Raw genomic sequence first — 23,662 nt, 5'->3', positions numbered from 1 at the left:
CGGCAGCACCACAGCAGTCGCGCCCGGCGCCTCAGCAGCAGGCCGCCCCGCAGCCGGCGCCGGATTTCGACAGTTTTGATGACGATATTCCGTTCTAGATCCACAGCTACACTCGATCTGAACAAGAAGGCCCGATGCTTACCGCATCGGGCCTTTTTCATGGGCGAGACAAACTGACTGATGGATTATTTTGCCGCCAGAAACTCATTCGTCGACACCACGCTCGCATAAGCAAACCCCAGCGCCGCCATGAACGCAGCATGCACCTGAGCTGCGGGAACCGTTACACCATTGAACTCCAGATCCCGCGAGGCACAGGCGTCGTGGATGACGGTGACGGTGTACCCGAAATCCGCAGCGGCGCGGGTGATGCCGTCGATGCACATGTGGCTCATGCTGCCGACAACGACCAGTTCCTTGATGTCCTGCTCGTCAAGGATCGACTTCAATTCGGTTTCGCGGAACGAGTTGACGAAGTGCTTGAGCACCACGGGCTCGTCGGTGCGGTTGAGGACTTTGGGGTGCAGCTTTGCGCCTTCCGAACCCGGGGTGAAAAACGGCGCGTCGTCCGAAGTGAATTCGTGACGGATGTGCACCACCGACTCACCGGCGTCACGAAATGCTTCGATCAATTGTGCCGCGTTGTCCGCCGCTGCATCAGCGCCGACCAGAGGCCATTTGCCTTCGGCGAAATAGTCGTTCTGGATATCGACTACGATGAGTGCTTGCTTGGCCATGACTGTTTCCTCGAACTGCGGTTGGGTGTGGAATGTAGTATCGGCTCAGGCTGGAACGCTGAGGATTGGCGGCACCGACATTTACGAGGGGAAAACTGACAATGACTGCGCAAAGGGCTATCGCCGAGCTGGGTGTGCTTATTTATCCCGGTGCGCAAATGGCGGCGGTGCACGGTCTGACTGATTTGTTCGGGGTGGCTAACGCGATCGCCGCCGAGCATCAGCCTGCGCAGCTGCCGATTCTGCGTGTTACACACTGGCAGAGCAGCGCGGATCTGCCTCCCGTGCGCATCCATGACAGTCATCCCGCGCCGGACCGGTCGTTGGTAGCGTTATTGATTCCACCGTCAATTAGCGGTTTTTCTGAAGGTCAGGCACCGCAGGCGCTGATTCAGTGGCTGCGTGAGCAGCATGCCAACGGTGCAACGCTCGGCGGTGTTTGCGTGGGTTCGATTCTTCTGGCGCAAAGCGGACTCCTCGACGGTCGCAGTGCCACTACTCACTGGACGTCAGTCAAAACCTTCGCCGAGCGATACCCGGCTATAAAGCTCAAAGCCGATGCGCCGATCGTCGACGATGGCGATCTGATTACTACGGCCGGTCTGATGGCCTGGTCGGAGCTGGGTTTGCGTCTGGTCGACCGGTTATTGGGACCGAGCATTGCCACAGCCACGGCGCGTTTTCTGGTGGTGGAACACAGCGACAGTGCCAGCCAGTGTGGCAGCAACTTTTCACCGATTCTCAATCACGGCGACGCGTCGATTCTCAAAGTTCAGCATTGGCTGCAGGGCAGTGGGGCAACGGATGTGTCGCTGAAAGTGATGGCCGAGCGGGCCGGGCTGGAAGAACGCACCTTTCTGCGCCGATTCCGCGCTGCGACCGGGTTGAAGCCGACTGAATATTGTCAGCATCTGCGAGTCGGAAAAGCCCGCGAGATGCTCGAGTTCACCAATGGCACCATCGACCATATCGCCTGGACTGTCGGCTATCAGGACCCCGGGGCGTTTCGCGCAACTTTCAAGAAAATCACCGGGCTGGCGCCGAGTGATTATCGAGCGCGCTTTGGTGTAACGCCGGTAGCTGCAATCCGATAGTGGTTGTGGCAAAACCCCTGGGGAGCGGGCTGATTCGCGAAGGCGATGGGGTATCGACACGGGGTGATCCGCCTACCGCTTTCGTCGCAATGCTGCTCAGACCAAGCCCGCTCCCACCAGGAATTTGCGTGATCAAGTCGTGCAAAATGGCCGGGGCCGGCGGTGCCGTCGTGCAGAATAAAACAGGCTGTACGCCATTAACTTGTGCTTAAGCGCCCGGTTTTCGGGTCGGTTCCAACCCAGCGCTTCTTGGCCTGATCTCTGCACCTTCTACACTACATTCATCACGCGTCGATTGGAGGGCAACGCATGACCCCAACGAACCGCAAGAAAATAGTGGTCGCGCATTCGGTGCGACCGCAGGCTCCTCAGCATGAGGTAGATACCAATCGTGCGCTGGCCCGATGGCTGGCGCATATTCTCGGCCTCGAATATGGCGGCAGTTATGATCCCGAACAGCACAGTGATCGTGAAATTTATCTTTTGCCAACGCAAACCCTCGTCGGCCCCACGGCCGCTCGCGAATTAGGCGTTAACGGTCCCAATGATTTGTGGGGAGGCTACGTCGATTACGATTTCATCTGCACCAAAGCCATCAGTCACGGCTTGCTCAATAAAAACGCCCAAGCTCCGCAAGGCTGGTCGCCGCTGTTTTCCGAGCGCGTGCGCAGTGTCGTACTCGACGGCCTCAGCGTTTTTTCCCTCGCCGATGCGCGTCCTGCAGCCGAGCACTTGCTGTACGCAGGGCCCGTCCGCCTCAAGCCTGTGCATGCCTGTGCAGGGCGTGGTCAGGAAGTGCTGAACAGTCTTGAAGAATTCGATGCGGTACTTGCCAGGCCAGACGCACAAGCTCTTTTCGAAGAGGGCGTGGTCATCGAACAAGATCTGAGCGACGTGGTGACCCACAGTGTTGGCCAGAGCTTTATCGGCGACAAAGTGCTCAGTTACTGCGGCGATCAGTACCTGACAGAAGACGCTGATGGCGAGAAGGTCTATGGCGGATCCAACTTGCTGGTGGTGCAGGGTAATTACGAGGATTTGCTGCAGTTGCAACTGCCCGCCGACGTGCGACTGGCGATTGAGCAAGCACAGATCTTCGACCGCGCGGCGGATGAAGCCTATCCCGGTTTCTACGCCTCGCGCCGCAACTACGACATCGCTCAAGGCCTCGACAGCAATGGCAAGCAACGCAGCGGTGTGCTTGAACAATCATGGCGCATGGGCGGTGCCAGCAGCGCCGAGGTCGCGGCGCTGCAGAGCTTCATCAATGACCCGGGCCTGCGGGCGATACGTGTGTCTTCGGTGGAAACCTACGTCGACCAGGCGCTGCCGGCGGACGCTATCGAGGTGTATCGCGGGGCCGCAGAAAACAGCGACTTTCTTCTCAAGTATGTGACGGTTCAATCCTATGACGGCTAGAAGCGAAACCATCCAGATCGACATCGACGATGAACAGATGAGCGGGACGTTCCTCAGCCCCAAATCCAAGGTGCCCGGCGTGCTTTTCGTACACGGCTGGGGTGGCAGCCAGGAGCGTGATCTTGAGCGGGCCAAAGGTATCGCGGGGTTGGGTTGCGTTTGCCTGACATTTGACCTGCGTGGGCACACGGGCTCGGGCATTCCGCTGACCCGTGTAACCCGTGAAGATAACCTGCGTGACTTGCTGGCAGCCTACGACCGTTTGCTCGCGCACCCCGCGCTCGATACCTCCGCTATCGCGGTAGTCGGCACCAGCTACGGCGGTTACCTTGCCTCGATTCTGACGTCTTTGCGCCCTGTACGCTGGCTGGCGCTGCGCGTGCCGGCGCTGTATCGCGACGAGCAGTGGCACACGCCCAAGCGCGACCTGGACAAGCTCGATCTGCGCGATTACCGCAGCACTCTTGTGCGCGCCGACAGCAATCGTGCGTTGCATGCCTGTTCGCAGTTCACCGGGGATGTGTTGCTGGTCGAATCCGAGACCGACGCTTACGTGCCGCACGCCACGATAATGAGTTACCGCGCGGCGTGTCAGCAGACGCATTCATTGACGCACCGGATTATCGACGGGGCGGATCATGCGCTGAGCGAGCCGGTGTCGCAGCAGGCGTATACATCGATTCTGGTGGACTGGATCACTGAGATGGTGGTGGGCGAGCGGTTGAGCATTATTCAATCGTCTTGAGATCAGCGGTGGATTTTTCGCGGATCAGTCGGAGCGAGCGCGCTGCGCCCGACTTCCCCGCGAAGGACCCGACCCGCATCTCAAGAAGGCTTTTTGGCAATCCGCAACGACTTCGCCTTCGCCTCCACCAGCAAATACATCACCAACGTGATCAACAACGGCAACAGGAAATAAATAGCCCGATACGCCAGCAACCCGGCCACCAGGCTGCCTCGCGAAGCCTCATGTTGCAGCAGCGCCACGAACACTGCTTCCAGCACGCCCAGACCTGCGGGAATGTGAGTGATCACCCCCGCGATGGCGCTGATCAACAACACGCCCAACACCAGTGGATAATCCAGCTTGCTCGGCAACAGCGTGAAGATGACGGCTGCCATCAGCGACCAGTTCAGCGCGCCCAGCGCCAGTTGCAGCATGGCCATACGCACTGACGGCAAGTTGATTTCCATCCCGCGAACCGTCCACTCCCGGCGCTTGGAAAACTGGCAAGCCGCCAAGTATCCCGCCACGACCAACAGCAGCAGAACCCCGATGCCTTGCAACGCGAGGGTGCTCACCTTCCAGCCGGGCGGCATGCGCACCAGGCCACTGCTGAACACGGCCCCGGCGATCAGCATGTAGCCAAACCAGTTGGTCGCCAGGCTTAACCCGAGGATCTTGGCGATATTGCCCTTGCTCACGCCCAGCCGCGAATACAGGCGATAGCGCATGGCGATCCCGCCGACCCAGGCGCTCAGGTTGAGGTTGAATGCATAGCTGATCACACCCACCGGGAGGATTTGTTTCCAGGTCAGGTCCTGGCGAATGTAGGTACGACCGATCAAGTCGAAGCTGGCGTACACCAGGAAGCTCAGCAGCGTCACGCTGGCGGCGATGATCAGCGTGCGCACCTTGAAATCGGCCAGCGTATCCAACACCTCGTTCCATTCGATGCGCTGCGCGAACATCGTCAAAAGCGCAATCAGGGCCAGGAAAAACAGCATGGTTAGCGGTTTTTTCCATCGGCTCCAGCGCGATTTCGGGTGTTCGGCGTGAGTGGCCGATTGCGTTTCAGAGTGGCTCATCAGGTGTCACTCCGCGCGGTATGGGAAAAAGGTTTCAGGCGTGGTTTGTGCGCCGGCAGCCATCCGGCCCATGCCGGGAAATGCCGCAGGAAGTGAAACACCAGAAAGCCGACGGTCATGTGCCAAACGCGTCCACGTGGCGATTTGTCGGCGGACATGGCTTTGCAGTGGTTCTGGCTGAGGTTTTCGAGGCGCTCGAACAGTTCACGATTGAACGCGCGATCTCGAATGAGCACGTTGGCTTCCAGGTTCATCGACAAGCTCAGCGGGTCCAGGTTACTCGAACCGACGGTACTCCAGTCCTCGTCCACCAAAGCGACTTTGCCGTGCAGCGGGCGCTCACAGTATTCGTGAATCTGCACGCCTGATTTCAGCAAGTAGTCATAAGTCATGCGAGCTGCGAGCTTGGCCACCAGCATGTCCGGCTGACCTTGCAGGATCAGCCTGACCTCGACACCTCGTCGCGCTGCATTACGGATTTCCCGCAGCAACCGATAGCCGGGGAAGAAGTAGGCGTTGGCGATCACAACGCGTCGTTGGGCGCTGCGCAGCACCTGCCGATAAACCTCCTCAATGTCGGTAGTGTGTTCACCGTTGTCGCGATAGACCAGGCGCACCTGACCGTCATGGTCGGTGAAGGCCATTTCCTGACGGCGCTGCCGGCGCCGCTGCCACCAGTATTTCGCCCGGGCCGGACGACCGCTTTGCAGCAGGGCAAAATGGTGAATGTCAGCCACGGCCGGACCCTGGATTTCCACCGAATAATCCTGCTTTGCTTCCGGGCCGAAATCGCCCAGGTGGTCGGCGGAAAAATTGATCCCGCCGATGAAGGCAATGGTACCGTCCACCACCACGATCTTGCGGTGCAAGCGGCGGAACCAGTTGGTGCGAAAGCCCAGATGTTTGGGCGCCGGGTCGAACATCTGGACGTGTACGCCAGCCTCGCTTAATGCCGTGAGGTAGGCCGTAGTCAGCTCGCCGCAGCCAAAACCGTCAAGGCTGGCGGTGACGCGCACGCCGCGCTTGGCAGCGTCGATCAGGACTTCCTGTAATTCATTACCGACCTTGTCTTCAAAGATGATGAACGTCTCCAGGAGAATTTCACTCTTGGCCTCGCGCATGACTTCAAAAACACGCGGAAAATAGGCTTCGCCGTTTTCCAGCAATTCCACGCGGTTGTTGCCCTGCCAGCCATATTCGACATCGACCACACCGGGCTCACGAACCGGAGGCGTGGTCGAAATGTGCTCAACAGTGGCTTTTTCCATCGGTGCGCTGCTCATAGCTCAATCTCCACCGATAACGGTGCGTGGTCGGAAAGGTGTGACCAGGGGCGCGCGGCAAGAACTTTGGGGCGGCAGGCCTTGAGGTTGCGCACATAGATACGATCCAGGCGTAGCAGCGGCATGCGTGCCGGGAAGGTGCGTGCCGGTTTGCCGTGGTGCTCGGTAAATACTTCGCGCAACCCGCAGGGCTTCAGCAGCGCATCGGTGCGCTGACGCCAGTCATTGAAGTCTCCGGCGACAATCACCGGCGCATCGCTCGGCAGTTCCGCCAGGCGCTTGGCGAGCAATTTCAGTTGCTCATTACGATGACTTTCGTGGAGGCCCAGGTGCACGCAAATGGCGTGGACTTCGCGACCGTCGCCGGGCAGCCGCAGAACGCAATGCAAGATGCCGCGGTTCTCGTGGCCACTCACCGAGACGTCGAGGTTGTCATGGCGAATGATCTGAAATTTCGACAGCAGGGCATTGCCGTGATCACCGTCGGGATACACCGCATTGCGTCCATAAGCGAACTGCGGCCACAGAGAGTCGGCAAGAAATTCATATTGCGGCATCGCCGGCCAGTTGCTGTAGCGCTGCGGATGCTGCTCGTGAGTGCCGTGCACTTCCTGCAAAAACACCACTTCCGCCGATACGCTACGCACCGCTTCGCGCAATTCCGGGAGGATGAAGCGCCGGTTCAGCGCGGTGAATCCCTTGTGCGTGTTGACCGTCAGAATCGTAAAGCTGCGTATGGAAGCTTCGGTTTCCGGCTGATCATCGGTGGCACTGAGCTGCTCGGTAATGCTCATTGCAGCACTCCTTCGGCTGCAGGCTCGCCCGGAGCTGTAGCGAGACTCTCGTCAAGATGAAATCGCTGCAGCAGACTGCGGGCGTCGTATGGCGCGCGGACCTTGATGTCGTTGTCAAAATAGCAAAATACTTCGCGGGACTTGCGTGCTTTGGGTTTCAGGCGCGGCGCGATCAATTGGGCGTCGCCCGGTTGCTTGCCGTGGGACCAGGCATCGATCCGGTCTCCCCAGCGTTTTAATGCTTCGGCGGTATAACCACTGGCGTAAAGCTCTTCAGCACCGTGCAAACGCAAGTAGACAAAATCACTGGTGACGTCTTCGCGGTACGGCCATTTGCCGGCGGTATCGGCGATAACCAGCGCAGTGTTGTAACGCTTGAGCAAGCGCACGAAAGCCGGATCGATGAAGCTTTCATGACGGATTTCCACCGCGTGGCGCAGGGCCTTTTTCTTATACGCCTTCATGCTGGCGTGACCGTGCAAGTGCGAATCGTGCTGGCGGGCGAGGGCGGCGGCTTGATCGGTGGTGTGGGGCAATTGTTCGAGAAAACTTTCGAACAATTCGGCATCGAATCTGAAGTTCGGCGGGAATTGCCAAAGAATCGGTCCGAGTTTTTCCTTGAGTTCCAGCACCCCGGAAGCAAAAAAGTTGGCCATCGGCAGGTGAACGTCGCGCAGACGTTTGACGTGGGTGATAAAACGCGGTGCCTTGACACTGAACACGAAGTCTTTCGGCGTTTCGTCATACCATTGGGCGTAACGTTCAGGCCGTTGCAGGGCGTAAAACGATCCATTGATTTCGATGCTGTTGACGGCCCGTGACGCGAATTGCAGTTCGCGCTTCTGGGTCAGCCCCTTTGGGTAGAAATCACCCCGCCAGGGTGTGTAGCGCCAGCCTGAAATACCAATGTGAATCGCCGCCATGTCGCCTCCGCCTAATGGTCCTCGGTTTGCCTCTGTCTTTTGCTGACTGCGCGCAGGGGGTGAAAGTTTCGGCGGCGCTACGGATGGTAGTGATGTCTTGCGAAGGTGATACAAGTGACGGGAGAGCGTTGTGGGCCACCGTCTTCGCGAGCAAGCTTTGCTCCCACAAGACGGATTGCGGCCGTGACACCCTGCCCGCCAGCTCGCCGCCGGTCGATAAACCGGACATCGCCGAACTTGCCGGGCATTTTTCGATCAGTTCCTTACACATCTTTGCGCAGGAGCTCCGCGTGTTGCTCAAGTTCAAGACCGCGATATTAGTTGGAGCGTTGCTGCTGTTTGGCAGTAATACATTGTGGGCTGTCTCGCTGCCGGGCGTTCCCGCCCCGACCGAAGAGGCGCAAAAACCCGAGCCGTTGGTGCAAGGCGGCCTGCTGGGCGCGATCAGCTCCAGCATCGACGACGTTCAGGACAAACTCGACCTCAATGAAAACCTGGTCGACGCCTGGCGCCTGCGCGCGGATCGAGCGGCCGATGAAGTCGACAAGCTTGTTAACCGACCGTCGTCGCGATCGCCAATGAGTGTCGTGGGTGATTTCCTGCTGCTGTCCGGTGTCTGGCTTGGCGCCTTCGCCTTGCTCACTGTGCTCGGCGGCCTTCTGGCCAAACGCCTGAACCAGGGGCGCTGGCTGCGAACCCGGCAACGTAGCCAGGACCTGCTGCATTACGTACTGCCTTACACGTTGCCGGCGCTGATCTGCCTGCCGCTGACGCTTTATGTCAGCCATTTTCTGCAAGCTTCGGTGGGGCGCGCGCTGGCGTTGTGTTTCGCCTATGCCACCAGCAGCGGCATTTTTTCCACCTCGATGCTGCTCTGCGTGATCGTCATGTTCAACACCGGGCACAAACGCCGGGCAGTTCAAATCATTCGCAGTTACTGCCCGCGCCCGTTGTTCCTGATCGGCTTTCTCGCCGCCCTCAGCGATGCGCTGACCAGCCCGCAAATCGCCCGTCAATTGGGTGGCAACATCACCAGCAGCGTTGCGGTGTTTACCGGGCTGTTCGCTTCAATCATTTTCGGTCTGCTGGTGATTCGCCTGCGACGACCGGTAGCGCACCTGATCCGCAACCGGCCGCTGGCGACGCGACTCAAACAGCCTTCATTGCAGGAATCGCTGCGAATCTTTTCCGGGCTGTGGTACTGGCCAATTCTGCTGATGGTGATGGTCTCGGCGATCAACCTGATCGGGGTCGGAGAAGACAATCAGAAAGCCCTGCGCTGTGCGTTGTTCACCACCATTCTGCTGATCGCCACGGTGTTCCTCAGCACGGTCTTCCAGCATCTGTTCAAGTCCCGCAAGACCGAGGGTGTGCAACGCAGTAGCGCCTACAAGGAGCGCTTTCTGAGTTTGTTGCATGCGCTGTTGCGAATTGTCATGGCCGTGGCATTCATCGAAATTCTCGGGCGCATCTGGGGTATTTCGCTGTTCGAATTTGCCGAGCGCAACTCGGTCGGCCGCGCGATCAGTGAATCATTAAGCAGCATTGGCCTGATTTTCCTGGTGACCTGGCTGTTGTGGGTGGTGCTCGACACGGCCATTCAGGAAGCGCTGAAGCCACCGGTCAACAAGCGCTCGACGCAGCCAAGCACGCGAATCAAAACCATCCTGCCGCTGCTGCGTAACGCGATCAAAATCATTCTGGTGGTGATCTGCGCGATTACCACCATGGCAAATCTGGGTATTAACGTCGCCCCTCTGCTGGCGGGTGCCGGGGTGGTCGGTCTGGCCATCGGTTTCGGTTCCCAGCAACTGGTGCAGGATGTGATTACCGGGCTCTTCATCATCATCGAGGACACGTTGTCGGTGGGCGATTGGGTAGTACTCGATTCCGGTCACGCCGGCACGGTTGAAGGGCTGACCATTCGAACCTTGCGCCTGCGCGACGGCAAGGGCTTCGTGCATTCGGTGCCGTTCGGCCAGATCAAAGCCGTCACTAACCAGTCGCGACAGTTTGCTTATGCGTTTTTCTCGGTGCAGTTCACCTACGATACCGATGTCGACAAGGCCATCGAGCTGATTCGCGAAGCAGGGGATTCGATCCGCGAAGACGCGTTCCTCAAGTACAACCTGCAAGGTCCGCTGGACGTCTTTGGCGTCGACAAGATGGACCTTAACGGCGTGGTGCTGACGGCGCAGTTCCGGACGGTGTCGGGTGGGCAGTATGCGGTGAGCCGGGCGTTCAATCAGCGCTTGAAAAAGCTTGTGGATAACAGCCCGTGGGTGCACTTCGCGCAGACTTATCCACAGCAGGTTCTGATGCCGAAGCGGACTGTGGATGAAGCGCAAGAAGGTGCGATCACTGAGGAGCATTCGCCGGTGCTGCTGCCGGATCAGCCTCGTACTCAGTAATCTGTGTATTGCCTGTGCGGGCGTCATCGCGAGCAGGCTCGCTCCCACAAGGATTTGTGTGCCCCGCCTATCCCCTGTGGGAGCGAGCCTGCTCGCGATAGGGCCGGCGCAGACACCATTAATACCCGGTCAATTTCCGGTGAAGCTCGCACGCCAAGCCCTGGTCCAACTCCTCCCAGATCACCGGCTTGCCGGCAATCACCGCCGCCACCGGCACACCATCGCGATACACCAGCCGATTGCTCGCCAGGGCAGGCACCTTTGCGCCGGGTAAAAGCGTGCCGGCGAGGTTCAGCGGATCAACGCCGCACACCGCTATCAAACTCCCATCATGCGGTCGGCGGCGCACTTCGCGCAGCAACGGAATCGCCTCCGGCAACGCAAATTGCTCGCCCGCCAGACCACTGACAAACCTCCCGCCGCGAATCTCGCCGCGTGCTTCCAGACGATGAAACGTGCGCAGCAACTCGCGCCAGCTCGGCAGCCACTCTGCCTCGCGGTCCAGCAGACGCCAGAACACCACGCCGTAGCGCCGAAGCAACGTCATGGCGATGTGCTCCAGGGTCTCGCTGGGCGTTGGCGCTGGTCGCTTGCTCTCCACAATCGGCGCCGCCGGCCCGCGTCGCAGCAGTGCCCAACGCCCCGCATCGTCCATGCCACCGATAAAGGCACCACGACCGCGACGACTGCCGCGCGCCTGACGTTTACTGGCGGGCGTGATCAGTGCGCGAAGGCCGGCGAAGCTGTCAGCGTTCACCAGTCCGGCACCCACCAGTTCCTGCAGCGCGATCTCCAGCTCGGCGCGCAGCAGGTGCGCTTCATGCACCAGCTCATCGAAAAACAGGGCGCCATGCTGGCTTAGCGCTTCGTACACCTTTTGCGTTTTGGCCGACAGTTCGTCGACCGGCGTCTGCTCGGTCAGGCTGCTCCACAATCCGACCTGACTACGCGGCAGCAGTAGAATCGGCGTGCTGCGCAGCGCCATGCCACTGCCCTTGTTGCGCGCAGTCAATCGGGTCCAGACCAGTTTGCCGCTGCGGCACAGGTCATCCAGCCAGGTCGACGAATAGCCTTTGATACGTGCCGGCAGAATGTCGCTGTCCCACGCCGAAGCGGCGGCGGGGAAGCCCTCGAACTGCGCGACAATGGCCGGCAACACCGCGGCGCCCTGGCCCTGATTCGCCGCCGACAGATGCTGCCAGTCAAACAGAAAACGCATGAAATCCTGCAACGCCACGGGTTCGATTTCCCGCCGCAGACTTTTGACGGTGTATCGGTGAATACGCGCGAGCAGGTGACGTTCGCACCATTCCTCCTCGCTGGCAGTTGGGCTGAAGTGGCCGCGCAGCACATAACCTTCACTTTCCAGGCGGGCCAGCGCCTGGGTGACCTGTGCCGACGGCAAATCCAGCGGCTGCGCGATCTCAGCCAGCGGCAATGGACCGAACGCACTGAGCCGAGCGCGAATCACTTCCAGCACGGCTTCGTCCGGCTCCCAGGCTTCATCGAATCCTGGCAGCGCTTGCAGCGGCGGGAATAACTCGGCCTGTGAATAAATTGCCCGCAGACACGTCAGCCGTTCCAGCGCGACCCATAATGACTGCTCTGCGTCGATCTGCAAGCGGCAGGCGCGCCCGCTATCTGCCAGCGCGTTCAGCCATTGCAGCCAATCAGGACTGGCCGAGGCTTCGGCGTCGGTGATGCACGCCAGACTCATCAGCGCCTCATGCATTTCATCCACGCGGGTCGGCGTCGGCCAGGCTTCTTCGCGCACGGCCTGAATCGCCTCGGCGTCCAGCGCGCCGAGGTCGTCGGTGGACTGCGGATCGGTCCAGCGCCGGTTGAGCACGGCTTGCGTGCGACGCTCCTCCAGTGGCGCGTCGTCGAGAAAGGTGTAAGGCCTCGCGCTGAGAATTTCTGCCGCGAGCGGCGAGGGCGCCGGCAGGTCGCGGCTGATCAGGCGAACCTCACCGCTTTCCATGCGGCGCAACAGCGTCAGCCAGCCTTCGCAATCCATGGCTTCGTGGAGGCAATCGTCGAGGGTCTGTTCCACCAGCGGATGCGGTGGAATCTCGCGTTCGCCAGCGAGGTTTTCCACGCAGGCGATCTGGTCGGGAAACACACTGGCTATCAAGTCTTCACTTTTCATCCGCTGAATTTGCGGCGCCACTCTGCGCCCGCCGGTGTAACGCGGTAGCGCCAGCGCCACCCCGGCATTCCAGCGCCAGCGCACACCGAACAGCGGGGCATCGAGCACGGCTTGAATCAGCACGTGCTCGGCGCTATTGCTCGGCAAATAACGCCAGACTTCATCGAGATCAAAGCTGTGGCTGGTGGACAGCGAAAGGATGATCGCGTCTTCACTGGCCGCAGCCTGCAATTCGAAATTGAACGTGCGACAGAAACGCTTGCGCAGCGCCAGGCCCCAGGCGCGATTGATACGGCTGCCGAACGGCGTGTGGATGACCAGTTGAGTGCCGCCGGACTCGTCAAAAAAACGTTCCATCAGCAGCGTGTCCTGCGATGGCAAGGCGCCGAGGGTCAACCGTGCGCGGGCGAGGTAATCCACCAGTTGTTCGGCGCTGGCGAGGTTCAGTCCGAGGGTATCGGTGAGCCAGTCGAGCGCCGGTTGCAGGTCGCCGGGCGTGGCGCTGAGCAAGTTATCGAGTTGCGCTTGCAGGCGCGCCACCGCGGATGAAAGTTCGGCACTGCGCCCGGGCGCTTCACCCAGCCAGAACGGAATGGTCGGCGGTTGCCCGTGCGCGTCTTCGACCCGAACCTTGCCCGATTCCACGCGCAGGATTCGATAGGAGGTGTTGCCCAGCTGGAAAATATCCCCGGCGATGCTTTCCACCGCAAAGTCTTCGTTGACGCTGCCGATGCTCAGCCCTTGCGGTTCAAGCAGGACGCTATAGTCGGCATTGTCCGGGATCGTGCCGCCGCTGGTCACCGCGGTCAGCTTGCTGCCCCGGCGCCCGCGCAATGTGCGCGTGACGGCGTTGCGATGAAGGAACGCGCTGCGGATGCCCTGACGACCGTTGTAGCCCTCGGCGAGCATGTGCAGCAGCGCCTGATAATGTTTTTCGTCCAGCTCCGCGTAAGGCGAGGCTTTGCGGAACATCTCCAGCAAGGCCTGCTCGTGCCATTCCTGACAACTGACTTCAGCGATTATCTGCTGCGCCAGTACGTCCAGCGGGGCCCTGGGAATTTGCAGGGTGTCGAGTTCGCCGCGCCGCACGCAGTCGAGCAGCGCAGTGCATTCGATCAAGTCATCGCGAGTGGTGGCGAACAATCGCCCTTTTGGTGTGCCGCCCACCTGGTGCCCGGAGCGGCCTACCCGCTGCAGAAACGCGGCAATCGAACGCGGCGAGGAAATCTGGCAGACCAGGTCGACGTCGCCGATATCGATGCCCAGTTCCAGTGAAGCGGTGGCGATCAGCACCTGCAGCTCGCCGCGCTTGAGCCGTTGTTCGGCGTCCAGGCGAAATTCCTTGGCCAGACTGCCATGGTGCGCGGCGACAGCCTCCTTGCCGAGGCGATCACTGAGGTGGCGGCTGAGGCGTTCGGCCAGACGTCGGGTGTTGACGAAAATCAGTGTGGTGCGGTGTTCGCGGGCGAGGGCGGCGAGGCGGTCGTACACCAATTGCCAGACATCGTTGGACATGACCGCGGTCAGCGGCACGGGCGGTACTTCAATCCCCAGGTCGCGCGGGCGCGCATGGCCGATGTCGATGATTTCGCAAGGGCGGTCGCGGCCCACCAGAAAGCGTGAGACCGCTTCGATCGGCTTCTGCGTTGCCGACAGGCCGATGCGCATCAATGGCTTGGTGCACAGTGCCTGCAAGCGTTCGAGGCTCAACGCCAAGTGGCTGCCGCGCTTGCTGGCGGCGATGGCGTGGATTTCGTCGACGATCACCGTGCTTGTGGTTCTGAGCATCTGGCGGCCGGAGTCGGAGCCTAGCAGCACGTACAGCGATTCTGGCGTGGTCACGAGTATGTGCGGGGGTGTGCGCCGCATCGCCGTACGCTCTTTTTGCGGTGTATCGCCGGTGCGTACGCCGGTATTGATCTGCAAGGGTGGCAGGCCCATAGCGCGCAGTTGTTCAGTGATTCCGGCCAGTGGGTTTTGCAGGTTGATCTGGATATCGTTGGACAGCGCTTTCAGCGGTGAGACGTACACCACCAAGGTTTCATCGGGCAACCCGGCCTCGGTTTCCAGGCCGCGATGGACCAAATCATCAATGACGGCAAGAAACGCGGTGAGGGTTTTGCCGGAGCCGGTCGGTGCGGCGATCAACGTCGAGCGATGCTCGCGAATCAACGGCCACGCCCGGGCCTGCGCGGCGGTGACCGCCGGGAACGTACTGGTAAACCAGGCGCTGACGGCGGGATGAAAACCGCTCAGGGCAGCGTTCGTGGGAATGGGCAGATTCATGGGGTAATTTATGCGGGCAGACACCTCAAGTTTCAAGCACCCCTGCGCCTTGTAGCAGCTGCCGAAGGCTGCGTCCGAACGTGCCGAGCCAGACGCAGGCTGCGCCAGCTGCTACAGAGACCGTGGCATGCATGAAGCTTGTAGCAGCTGCCGAAGGCTGCGTCCGAACGTGCCGAGCCAGACGCAGGCTGTGCCAGCTGCTACAGAGACCGTGGCATGCATGAAGCTTGTAGCAGCTGCCGAAGGCTGCGTCCGGCTGCGAAGCAGTCGTTTCATCGGTGATCTATCGTCCAGGCAGGTATATCCACCCCCGGCGACCGGCACGCGGCCGACGCAGCCTTCGGCAGCGGCTACATGGAGTTGGCGTACTTTGTAAGTGACGGTTGCGCACTAAACCCGCAAAATGCAACGATTCCGGCAACTATCCATGACATCGCCTGCGGGCGCTGTCGGTAAAGCCATCGTTCCAATCAGACTGGGCCTGCTGACTCTATGCGAATGCGCCTTATGTTACTGGGCGGCGGGAATGCCCTTGGGCAGGCGCTGATTCGCCTCGGTGCGGAGGAAGACATCGGCTTCCTCGCCCCCCGCCCGCCGCAAGACGGCTGGGATGCCGCGAGCCTCACGCAATTGCTCGACGACACCCGCCCGGACGCGCTGATCAACCTCGCCTACTACTTCGACTGGTTCCAGGCGGAAGCGGTCAGCGAACAGCGTCTGGCCGGGCAGGAGCGTGCGGTCGAGCGTCTTGCCGAATTGTGCCAGCATCACAATATTGTCCTGCTGCAACCGTCGAGCTATCGCGTATTCGACGGTTCGCGCGCTACCGCCTACAGCGAGAAAGACGAACCGGTACCGCTTGGCCTGCGCGGTCAGGCCTTGTGGCGGATCGAACAAAGCGTGCGCGCGACCTGTCCGCAGCACGTGCTGCTGCGTTTCGGCTGGCTGCTCGATGACAGCCCCGACGGCACGCTCGGACGCTTTCTTGCTCGCGCCGAAAACCCCGAAGAATTGCTGATGGCCGACGACCGACGTGGCAATCCAACGCCGGTGGACGACGCGGCACGAGTGATCATTTCGGTGCTCAAGCAACTCGATTGCGCGGCGCCGCTGTGGGGCACCTACCACTACGCCGGGCACGAGGCGACCACGCCATTGGCGCTGGGTCAGGCGATTATCACCGAAGCCCGCGTGCTGCATCCGCTGGCCATTGAAGCGCCGACGGCGCAGGCCCACGCCGCGCGCCCGGACGCTGCTGAAGAACCGCAACACGCAGTGCTTGCCTGCAAGAAAATCCTGCACACCTTCGGGATCAAACCACGCGCCTGGCGGGCGGCGCTACCGGGCTTGCTCGACCGTTTTTATCGCCACGGCTGACGACCTGGGCACCCGAACCAACCCTTTATCGTTCACGACCATCGTCGGAACGCCGCCCGGAGCAAGCTCGCTCCCACAGACAGCGCGATCACCTGTGGGAGCGAGCCTGCTCGCGAAAAAAAACCGGAGGCACCGCTAGGGCATCCGGTTTAACGCGTTGTTCAGGCAGATCGCGAACAGGTCAGAACTTGTAACCCAGACCCACCATATAGATGAACGGGTCTGCATCCACGTTCACCCGTGCCCGGGTACCCGGGGCGACGGCGTTGTTTTCCACGGTCGCGCGGGTGTCGATATCGATGTAGCGCATCTGAGCGTTGAGCAGGACGTTGTCGGTGAGCATGTAGTCAGCACCGATTTGCCACGCCAGGCCCCAGGAATTTTTGATGTTGAAGTTGCTGAATCCATTGGCGCTCGCATCGCTGCTGAGATTTTCGTCGTACATCCAGGTGTAATTGACGCCTGCCCCGACGTAGGGCTGGAACGCGGATTTGGAGTCGAGCGGGTAGTAAACCAGGCTCAGGGTGGGTGGTAGTTGTTTGAAGCTGCCGAGTTTGCCATTGGCCGCACTCAGCGCGGTGCCCTTGAGTTTTACTTCATGCTCGAACGGCGTTGCCGCCAGCAATTCGATGCCGAGATGATTGGTGATCATGTAGGCGAAGTTCAGACCCAGTTGCGTGTCGCTGCCAAGCGTCGCCTTGCCGCCCAGATCGGCACCACTCAATGGCCCCTGATCGACCTTGACGCTGGAACTGTCGGTATTGGGGTTGACTGTAATCGCGCCGGCGCGAAGAAGGATGTCACCCGCCTCGTAGGCGCAGGCAAGCGGGGCTGCAAGCGCGAGGGAAATCAGCGAGGCGCCGAGCAAGGACTTGTTCATGGGGGCTCCAAAGGGCATAAAAGAATTCGATGTCCAATGGTAAGGCGCCTAATGATTCGGTCTTTTGACTCAGCTCAATGAAAGGGTGATGGACCTGATTTTACAGTGCACATCAGGGCCTCATCGCCAGCAGGCTGGCTCCCACAGTTAATCGCATTCCCCCTGTGGGAGTGAGCCTGCTCCGGGCGGCGTTCCGACGATGGCGCCCCGATGATTGATGCAAAAACAGATGGGGAATGCGATCAATTGTGGGAGCGTGGCTTGCCCGCGAAGGCGTCCTCAAGATCGCTACAGAACAACCGGTCTCACTCCGGCAATTCATACGCATATATCTTGTCCGCCGCCATCTGATACCCGGCGTCGGCCAACTCACTGGACGACGGCTTGACCTGCATCGCACCCTCGATCCAGTACGGTTGATACAGCTCGTCAAGCTTCACCCCGACTTCGCTTTTCACGTGCACGATCTGATTGGACGGCGGTGGCGGCACGTGGATGCAAGCGCCGAAATACGGCACCAGCAGGAACTCCGTGGTGCGACCCTCCTCGCTCACTTCCAGCGGCACGATATAGCCCGGCAGGCGAATGTTCTGGCCGTCCAGGGTTTTCACCACGGGTGCATTCGGCATGTCCTGCCTGGCGGCGGGCGCGGCTTCGGCGGCCAGCGCGTCGCTCATTTGCGACATGTCATGCAACGGCGTCATGTTCGGCGTTTCCGGCATGGCGTCGGGCGGAATCATTTCCGACCAGGTCAGCTCTTTCGGCTCGGCCGCCCACAGGGGCAGGGCGACCAGCATCAACAGCGCAAGTACAGCGCGGGGCATCATTAACGTCCTCATAGTAGGATCGAAAGGCCATCGGCCACGGATTGGCGATACGCGCGCCAGGCCGGTACGCTGCCCATCAGCAGCGCGGCGACAAGAATGCCACCGAGCAGCGTCCATTCATATTCGCTTGGCCAGGCCAGCGGCAGATACAGGCCGTAATTGGCCTGCACGTAACCCTGCGCGAGGGCTATGCCAACGTAAAGCAGGGCAACGCCGGCGATCACGCCGGACAGCGCCAACGCAAAGGCCTCAAGCACCAGCAAGGTTGCGATGTGCCACGGCCGCGCGCCGACTGAACGCAGAATCGCCATCTCGCGCCGACGTTCGTTGAGGCTGGTGAGAATCGCCGTCAGCATGCCGATCAAACCGGTCAGCACGACGAACAGCGAGACCACGAACAGCGCTTTTTCCGCCGTGCTCATCAGGCTCCACAGTTCCTGCAGCGCCACGCCAGGCAGAATCGCCAGCATCGGCTCGCCGCGGAATTCATTGATCTCGCGTTGCAGCGCGAAGGTAGAAATCTTGCTGTTGAGGCCGAGCATGAAGGCGGTAATCGCCTGCGGCGTCAGGTCCATGTTGCGCGCCTGATCGGCGCTGATCCGACCGGTTCCGCGCGCGGGCACACCGTTATGCCAGTCGACGTGAATCGCTTCCATGCCGCCGAGGCTGATGTGCAGCGTGCGATCCACCGGGGTGCCGGTGCGCTTGAGGATGCCGACCACGGTGAAGGGTTTATCGTCGTGTTTGACCAGGCTGATCACCGCCACGCCGTGGGCCAGCACCAGTTTGTCGCCGAGCTTGTAGTGCAGCGCTTCGGCGACTTCGGCACCGAGCACCACTTCGAACGGGTCGCTGGCGAAGGCGCGACCGTCGGCCAATGCCAGGTGTTGTTGCCGGCCGTATTGGTAATGCTCGAAGTAGGCTTCGGTGGTGCCCATTACCCGATACCCGCGATGGGAATCGCCGAGGGACATCGGGATCGCCCATTTCACTTTCGGGTTGCTGGCGAAGTGTTCGAAGCTGTCCCAGCGGATATTGTTGGTGGCGTTGCCGATGCGGAACACCGAATACAGCAGCAGGTTGACCGAACCCGAGCGGGCGCCGACGATCAGGTCGGTGCCGCTGATGGTGCTGGCAAAACTGGCCTTGGCCTCGGTGCGCACGCGCTCTACTGCCAGTAGCAGGCAGACCGACAGGGCGATGGCGAACGCGGTGAGAATCGCGGTAAAACGGCGGTTAGCCAGGCTGGCCATGGCTAGACGAAACAAATACATCTCAGACCTCGGACGGAGTGGCGGCGCGGTTGAGCTCGGCCAGCGACAGGTTGCGATCGAACAGTGGCGCAAGGCTCTGATCATGACTGACGAATAACAAGCTCGAACCCGCCTCGCGGCATTCGGCGAACAGCAGACGAATAAAGTTTTCGCGGGCGTCGTAGTCGAGTGCCGAGGTGGGTTCGTCGGCGATCACCAGTTCTGGCTGACCGATCAATGAGCGCGCGGCGGCAACCCGTTGTTGCTGGCCGATGGACAGCGAATCGGCGCGGCGGCCGAGCAGGTTTTGATCTTTCAGACCGAGGTGGGCGAGCAGGGTAGCGGCGGCCTGATCGACACTGCCGTGACGCTGGATCGCCCGCTCGGCCCGCAGCCTGGAAAAGTGGCAAGGCAATTCGACGTTCTCGCGCACCGAGAGAAATGGCAGCAGGTTGAATTGCTGGAAAATGTAGCCGGTGTGATCGACACGAAATCGATCCCGCGCACCGGCATTAAGTTCGGTCAGATCCTGGCCTAGCAGGCGTATGCTGCCGCGATCGGGCTTCTGCACGCCGCCTAGCAAACCGAGCAGGGTGGTCTTGCCGCTGCCGCTGGGGCCTTTGAGAAACAAGGTCTCGCCAGGCTCAAGGCGAAACGCCGGGATGTCCAGCAGTGGCGGGTGACCGGGCCAGCTGAAGCTGAGGTCGGACAGTTCGATGAGTGCTTGGGTCATGGCGCCGATTTCATTGGGTTGGATACGGTCTCGATTTCAACTCATACATTCCCCTTGTGGGAGCGAGCCTGCTCGCGATAGCGGCTTGTCAGTCAACAAACATGTTGAATGTCCGGACCTCATCGCGAGCAGGCTCACTCCTACAGGAATTTTTGCTGTGATCAGAATTTCAGGGCAGCAGCCTGTGCGGTCACTTCAACACCTTGCTGGCCGCTCGGGCTGATCAGTTGTACATGAATCTTCTGGGTCGCCGGGAAAGTCGTGAAAATGTTGGCCAGTTCCAAAGTCTTCAGGGCGCCAGGTTCCGAACATTTGAACTGATAGTGCGCATGAATTTCGCTGTGCTCGTGGTGATGCTCGCCCTTGGCGTCTTCGTCGTGATCGTCGTCGGCTTTGTCACCGAACAACGGGCTTTCCAGTTCCTGCGCGGCCACCACGCAACCGGCGGCTTTTGGCAGATTGAACAGGGCGAGCGGCTTTTCCAGCTGTTTGCGTACGGCCGCCACTTTGGCTTTGTCGGCGTCGGTGGTAGGGGCGTGTTCGACGCCCACAAGGTTCATTGCAGGGCTTTCCAGTTCCAGTTCCAGCGTCTGGCCATCCAGCGCCGCATTCAAACGACCGACGCCGTGTTCGTGGGCGGCGAGGCTTGCGTGTTCATGATCGTGCTCATGTTCATCGGCGGCGTGAGCAATGGCCAGCGGCAAAAGGGCGAACGGCAAAGCGAGCAACAGAAGGCGCATGGCAAGTCTCCGGGAAGTGAGTTGAAAAAATTGTTATGTAATCTTATAACGAAAGCGTGGAGAGTTTGACCGTCTGCTTGGCGTTGCACAAGTCCCATGGGAGCATGGAGGTCACAAATGTTGCAGGAGCAGACTCATGTTGCGCATACGCGGAAGCATCGGCGAGTGGCCGGTGGATTTGACCCTGGAGATGGATGATGACGACTGGGCAAGGCTCGGCGCGCAGTTGCAGGTGGTCAAACCTGAAACTGACGTGACGCCCGCCAAGCCGCTGAATCAGGACGATTCACAGTGGCAGATCGCCAAGGATCTACTGCGCAAGGCCGGGCATCTAAGTGGTCCGGATTTGCTCGAACAGCTGGAAGGATTGACCGGCACTCCGGCCTCCGGGAAGCGCCTGCTGGTGCGCTTGCGCCATTGTGCGCAAGTGAAAGTGACCAGCGGCGGGGATACGCCGCTTTACAGCTGGATCGAGTGAAGCTGTAAAAGATCGCAGCCTCGCTTCGCTCGACAGCTCCTACAGGAAAACAACATCCCCGACACTCGACAGCTCCTACAGGAAAACAAGATTCCCGGCACTCGACAGCTCCTACAGGAAAACAAGATTCCCGGCACTCGACGGCTCCTACAGGAAAACGAGATTCCCTGTAGGAGCTGTCGAGTTTAACGAGGCTGCGATCTTTTGATCCTTCAATACAACGCAGCAAACAACTTGCGGCGGTAGGTAGTCACCAGCGGGTGATCATTGCCCAGCAACTCGAACACTTGCAGCAACGTCTTGTGCGGCAGGCCTTCGTTATAGCTGCGATTGCGCACGAACAGCTTGAGCAATGCCTCCAGCGCAGCATCATACTGTTGGCGCGCCAGTTGCTGAATTGCCAGCTGATACACCGCTTCATCGTCCTGCGGGTTTTTTGCCAACCGCGCTTTCAGATCCGCCGCGTCGGGCAGATCCTTGGCCTGGCCGAGAAACTGGATCTGCGCTTTGGCGCCGGCCAGTGCAGCCTTGTGCTCGTCGCTCTTCACCGCGTCGAGTACGTTTTGCGCTTCGCCCAGTTCACCGCGTTCAGTCAGGCAGCGGGCATACAGGATCAGCGCCTTGGCGTTGGTATTGTCCTCGCCGAGCAACACAGTGAGTACGGCTTCAGCGTCGGCGAAACGGCTCTCATCAAACAAAGCCTGAGCCTGTTCGAACGGATCAGCCGCCGCGGGTGGCGGCATTTGTACGTGCGGCTCGAGCATCGTGCGAACAGCGGATTCCGGCTGCGCTCCGGCAAAACCATCTACTGGCTGACCGTCCTTGAACAGCACCACGGTCGGCAGGCTGCGAATGCCGAAACGGGCGACGATGTCGGGTTCCAGATCGCAATTGACCTTGGCCAGCAGCAACTCGCCCTGATAACTCTCGGCGATGGTTTGCAGCATCGGCATCAGCACCTTGCACGGCGCACACCATTCGGCCCAGAAATCCACCAGCACCGGTTTGTGAAAAGAGTTCTCGATCACCGATTGGTCGAAATCGGCAGTCGTGGCGTCGAAGATGTACGGCGTTTCCTGACTCATGGGGGATCTCTTGGAAGCGTTGATGAGGTCACTATAAGGCTTGGTGGGGGGTGGCCGGAAGCGGGGGCTTTGGGTATGTGTCATCTGAAAGGACGCCTTCGCGAGCAAGCCCGCTCCCACATTGGATCTGCAGCGAACCAGGATTTGGTGATCGACACAAAACAAGTGTGGGAGCGGGCTTGCTCGCGAAGCTTTTAGCCGCGACGCGCATGGTAGAGGCTCACGTGCCGAAACTCTTCAGGCTCGGCCAGATCCGGCAATGTCATCGCTTCCAGCATTTCAATGCGCCGATACGGCGGGTGACGAAAATCCCTGACCCGCGAATCCGCCACCAGCGCCTCGCGACCCCGGCTCAGGAACTGGTCGAGTAACGGCAGGTTCGCCCCGTCGTAGAGCACGTCGGCGACCAGGATCAGATCAAACCGGTCCGCCTCGGCGAAAAAGTCGGTCGAGTAGGTGAGCTGCACGTCGTTGAGTTCGGCATTCGCCCGACACGCGGCAATCGCCAGCGGGTCCAGATCACACACCACTACTTCCAGCGCGCCGGCCTTCACGGCAGCAATCCCCGCCACACCGGAACCTGCGCCAAAATCCAGCACGCGTTTGCCTTTGACCCACTCCGGGAATTGCGCCAGATACCGTGCGACCGCCAGGCCGCTGGCCCAGCAAAAACTCCAGTACGGCGGTTCATGCAAAATCCGCCGGGTCTCTTCCGGGCTGAAGGCACGGTCCATGTTATCGCCGTCGATCAGCCAGAGTTTCAGTTCGGTGCCCGGCAATGCGCAGGGCACCAGCTGAGCGTCACCCAGCAATTCACCCAACGCCTGTTGCAGGTCCAGCGGTGCAATCATGGCGCTTTGACGAATTGCAGTTGCCCCATCGCCTGAGTCGCCGGCTGAGTGATGACCTGTGACGGCAGGTGCAGAATCAACTGCCCGGACTGGCTGGCGCGACCACGCAGTTCAACGCGGGCACCGACCGGGAACGATTGCGGGTTGAAGCGCAGGCGAAACGGCAAAACTTGATTGGTGCCGATCAGGCTGGAGCTGGCGAGCAATTGCTGCGGGCGGTCCTGATTATCGATCACCAGCAGCGCCAGCTCGACTTCGGCACCGGCTGGAACGCCTTGCAGGGTGCCGCTCAGTTCACGCTGGTGCGCGGGCAGCGGGCCGAGATCAGCGGCCTCCCTGGCTTTTTTCTGTGCTTGCTGCGGCGCGGGGCCGGGCTTGGGCGGTTGCGGCTCGGTCTTGGGAGCATCACTGCTGCAAGCCACCAGCAGGCTGAAAAGACTGAGCAAAACAAGCGGGCGTAACGACATGGGCAGCTCCAGCAGCGTAAATCCATCTATAGGCCGTCTGTATACCGCAAACCCTATGGCTTGTCT

At 60.3% G+C, this 23,662-nt stretch carries 20 protein-coding genes; 6 read left to right on the top strand and 14 right to left on the bottom strand.

Annotated features, from left to right (window positions below; genetic code table 11):
* Positions 1 to 185: 185 nt before the first annotated feature.
* Positions 186 to 737, bottom strand: a complete 552-nt coding sequence (locus F8N12_RS25985) for a cysteine hydrolase family protein (protein ID WP_150582937.1) — start codon at positions 735 to 737, stop codon at positions 186 to 188.
* Positions 738 to 838: 101 nt separating this feature from the next.
* Between F8N12_RS25985 and F8N12_RS25980 the strand changes: the two genes are divergently transcribed.
* From F8N12_RS25980 to F8N12_RS25970, 3 genes are all read left to right on the top strand, one after another.
* Positions 839 to 1,831 carry a GlxA family transcriptional regulator gene (locus F8N12_RS25980; RefSeq protein WP_150582936.1) on the top strand — a complete coding sequence of 331 codons (993 nt, stop codon included), beginning with the start codon at positions 839 to 841 and terminating at the stop codon, positions 1,829 to 1,831.
* Positions 1,832 to 2,140: 309 nt separating this feature from the next.
* The gene (locus tag F8N12_RS25975; RefSeq protein ID WP_150582935.1) at positions 2,141 to 3,250 is read left to right on the top strand and encodes a DUF3182 family protein; all 1,110 of its coding nucleotides are present in this window, start codon (positions 2,141 to 2,143) and stop codon (positions 3,248 to 3,250) included.
* Positions 3,240 to 3,995, top strand: coding sequence for an alpha/beta hydrolase family protein (locus tag F8N12_RS25970; RefSeq protein WP_150582934.1), 756 nt, complete (start codon positions 3,240 to 3,242; stop codon positions 3,993 to 3,995). The genes F8N12_RS25975 and F8N12_RS25970 overlap by 11 nt, the downstream gene beginning before the upstream one ends.
* An 80-nt stretch (positions 3,996 to 4,075) precedes the next feature.
* Here F8N12_RS25970 and F8N12_RS25965 read toward each other — a convergent pair whose 3' ends face one another.
* From F8N12_RS25965 to F8N12_RS25950, 4 genes are read right to left on the bottom strand one after another with little or no spacing between them, the layout of a single operon-like run.
* Positions 4,076 to 5,059 (bottom strand): lysylphosphatidylglycerol synthase domain-containing protein, encoded by a 984-nt coding sequence (locus F8N12_RS25965; RefSeq protein WP_150582933.1) that lies wholly within the window; start codon positions 5,057 to 5,059, stop codon positions 4,076 to 4,078.
* Entirely contained in the window at positions 5,059 to 6,342 is a 1,284-nt protein-coding gene (gene clsB / locus F8N12_RS25960) for a cardiolipin synthase ClsB (RefSeq protein WP_150582932.1), read from the bottom strand. Before clsB ends, F8N12_RS25965 begins: the two co-directional genes overlap by 1 nt.
* Positions 6,339 to 7,136 carry an endonuclease/exonuclease/phosphatase family protein gene (locus F8N12_RS25955; RefSeq protein ID WP_150582931.1) on the bottom strand — a complete coding sequence of 266 codons (798 nt, stop codon included), beginning with the start codon at positions 7,134 to 7,136 and terminating at the stop codon, positions 6,339 to 6,341. Before F8N12_RS25955 ends, clsB begins: the two co-directional genes overlap by 4 nt.
* Positions 7,133 to 8,059, bottom strand: coding sequence for a DUF72 domain-containing protein (locus tag F8N12_RS25950; protein ID WP_150582930.1), 927 nt, complete (start codon positions 8,057 to 8,059; stop codon positions 7,133 to 7,135). Before F8N12_RS25950 ends, F8N12_RS25955 begins: the two co-directional genes overlap by 4 nt.
* A 293-nt stretch (positions 8,060 to 8,352) precedes the next feature.
* Here F8N12_RS25950 and F8N12_RS25945 point away from each other — a divergent pair, with 293 nt between their 5' ends.
* Positions 8,353 to 10,470, top strand: a complete 2,118-nt coding sequence (locus F8N12_RS25945; protein ID WP_150582938.1) for a mechanosensitive ion channel family protein — start codon at positions 8,353 to 8,355, stop codon at positions 10,468 to 10,470.
* 118 nt (positions 10,471 to 10,588) lie between these two features.
* Here the strand turns inward: F8N12_RS25945 and F8N12_RS25940 are convergent, their stop codons facing one another.
* Positions 10,589 to 14,905, bottom strand: a complete 4,317-nt coding sequence (locus F8N12_RS25940) for a DEAD/DEAH box helicase (protein WP_150582929.1) — start codon at positions 14,903 to 14,905, stop codon at positions 10,589 to 10,591.
* 492 nt (positions 14,906 to 15,397) lie between these two features.
* On the opposite strand from F8N12_RS25940, the gene F8N12_RS25935 reads away from it, so the two are divergent.
* Positions 15,398 to 16,282 (top strand): sugar nucleotide-binding protein, encoded by an 885-nt coding sequence (locus F8N12_RS25935; RefSeq protein WP_150582928.1) that lies wholly within the window; start codon positions 15,398 to 15,400, stop codon positions 16,280 to 16,282.
* A 181-nt stretch (positions 16,283 to 16,463) separates the two neighbouring features.
* On the opposite strand, the gene F8N12_RS25930 is transcribed toward F8N12_RS25935, so the two are convergent.
* The 5 genes from F8N12_RS25930 to F8N12_RS25905 form a co-directional block, all read right to left on the bottom strand.
* On the bottom strand, positions 16,464 to 17,162 hold the full coding sequence (locus F8N12_RS25930) for an OmpW/AlkL family protein (RefSeq protein ID WP_150582927.1): 699 nt from the start codon (positions 17,160 to 17,162) through the stop codon (positions 16,464 to 16,466).
* A gap of 305 nt (positions 17,163 to 17,467) precedes the next feature.
* Positions 17,468 to 17,986 carry a DUF3299 domain-containing protein gene (locus F8N12_RS25925; RefSeq protein ID WP_150582926.1) on the bottom strand — a complete coding sequence of 173 codons (519 nt, stop codon included), beginning with the start codon at positions 17,984 to 17,986 and terminating at the stop codon, positions 17,468 to 17,470.
* Between the two features lie 11 nt (positions 17,987 to 17,997).
* The gene (locus F8N12_RS25920) at positions 17,998 to 19,263 is read right to left on the bottom strand and encodes an ABC transporter permease (RefSeq protein ID WP_150582925.1); all 1,266 of its coding nucleotides are present in this window, start codon (positions 19,261 to 19,263) and stop codon (positions 17,998 to 18,000) included.
* A gap of 1 nt (position 19,264) precedes the next feature.
* Complete coding sequence (locus tag F8N12_RS25915; protein WP_150582924.1) at positions 19,265 to 19,975, bottom strand: ABC transporter ATP-binding protein; 711 nt, start codon at positions 19,973 to 19,975, stop codon at positions 19,265 to 19,267.
* Between the two features lie 161 nt (positions 19,976 to 20,136).
* Complete coding sequence (locus tag F8N12_RS25905; RefSeq protein WP_150582923.1) at positions 20,137 to 20,715, bottom strand: DUF2796 domain-containing protein; 579 nt, start codon at positions 20,713 to 20,715, stop codon at positions 20,137 to 20,139.
* Between the two features lie 136 nt (positions 20,716 to 20,851).
* Here F8N12_RS25905 and F8N12_RS25900 point away from each other — a divergent pair, with 136 nt between their 5' ends.
* Positions 20,852 to 21,193, top strand: coding sequence for a hypothetical protein (locus F8N12_RS25900; protein ID WP_150582922.1), 342 nt, complete (start codon positions 20,852 to 20,854; stop codon positions 21,191 to 21,193).
* 212 nt (positions 21,194 to 21,405) lie between these two features.
* Here the strand turns inward: F8N12_RS25900 and trxA are convergent, their stop codons facing one another.
* The 3 genes from trxA to F8N12_RS25885 all read right to left on the bottom strand — a co-directional run bounded on the left by trxA (position 21,406) and on the right by F8N12_RS25885 (position 23,596).
* Entirely contained in the window at positions 21,406 to 22,278 is an 873-nt protein-coding gene (gene trxA / locus F8N12_RS25895; protein WP_150582921.1) for a thioredoxin, read from the bottom strand.
* Between the two features lie 194 nt (positions 22,279 to 22,472).
* On the bottom strand, positions 22,473 to 23,129 hold the full coding sequence (locus tag F8N12_RS25890; protein ID WP_150582920.1) for a class I SAM-dependent methyltransferase: 657 nt from the start codon (positions 23,127 to 23,129) through the stop codon (positions 22,473 to 22,475).
* A complete protein-coding gene (locus tag F8N12_RS25885; protein ID WP_150582919.1) occupies positions 23,126 to 23,596 on the bottom strand; it encodes a YbaY family lipoprotein in 471 nt (156 codons plus the stop codon). Before F8N12_RS25885 ends, F8N12_RS25890 begins: the two co-directional genes overlap by 4 nt.
* Positions 23,597 to 23,662 lie beyond the last annotated feature (66 nt).

This window comes from Pseudomonas fluorescens (genome assembly GCF_902497625.1).
GTDB lineage: Bacteria > Pseudomonadota > Gammaproteobacteria > Pseudomonadales > Pseudomonadaceae > Aquipseudomonas > Aquipseudomonas fluorescens_BQ.
This window is presented reverse-complemented; position numbering and strand designations above follow the sequence as displayed.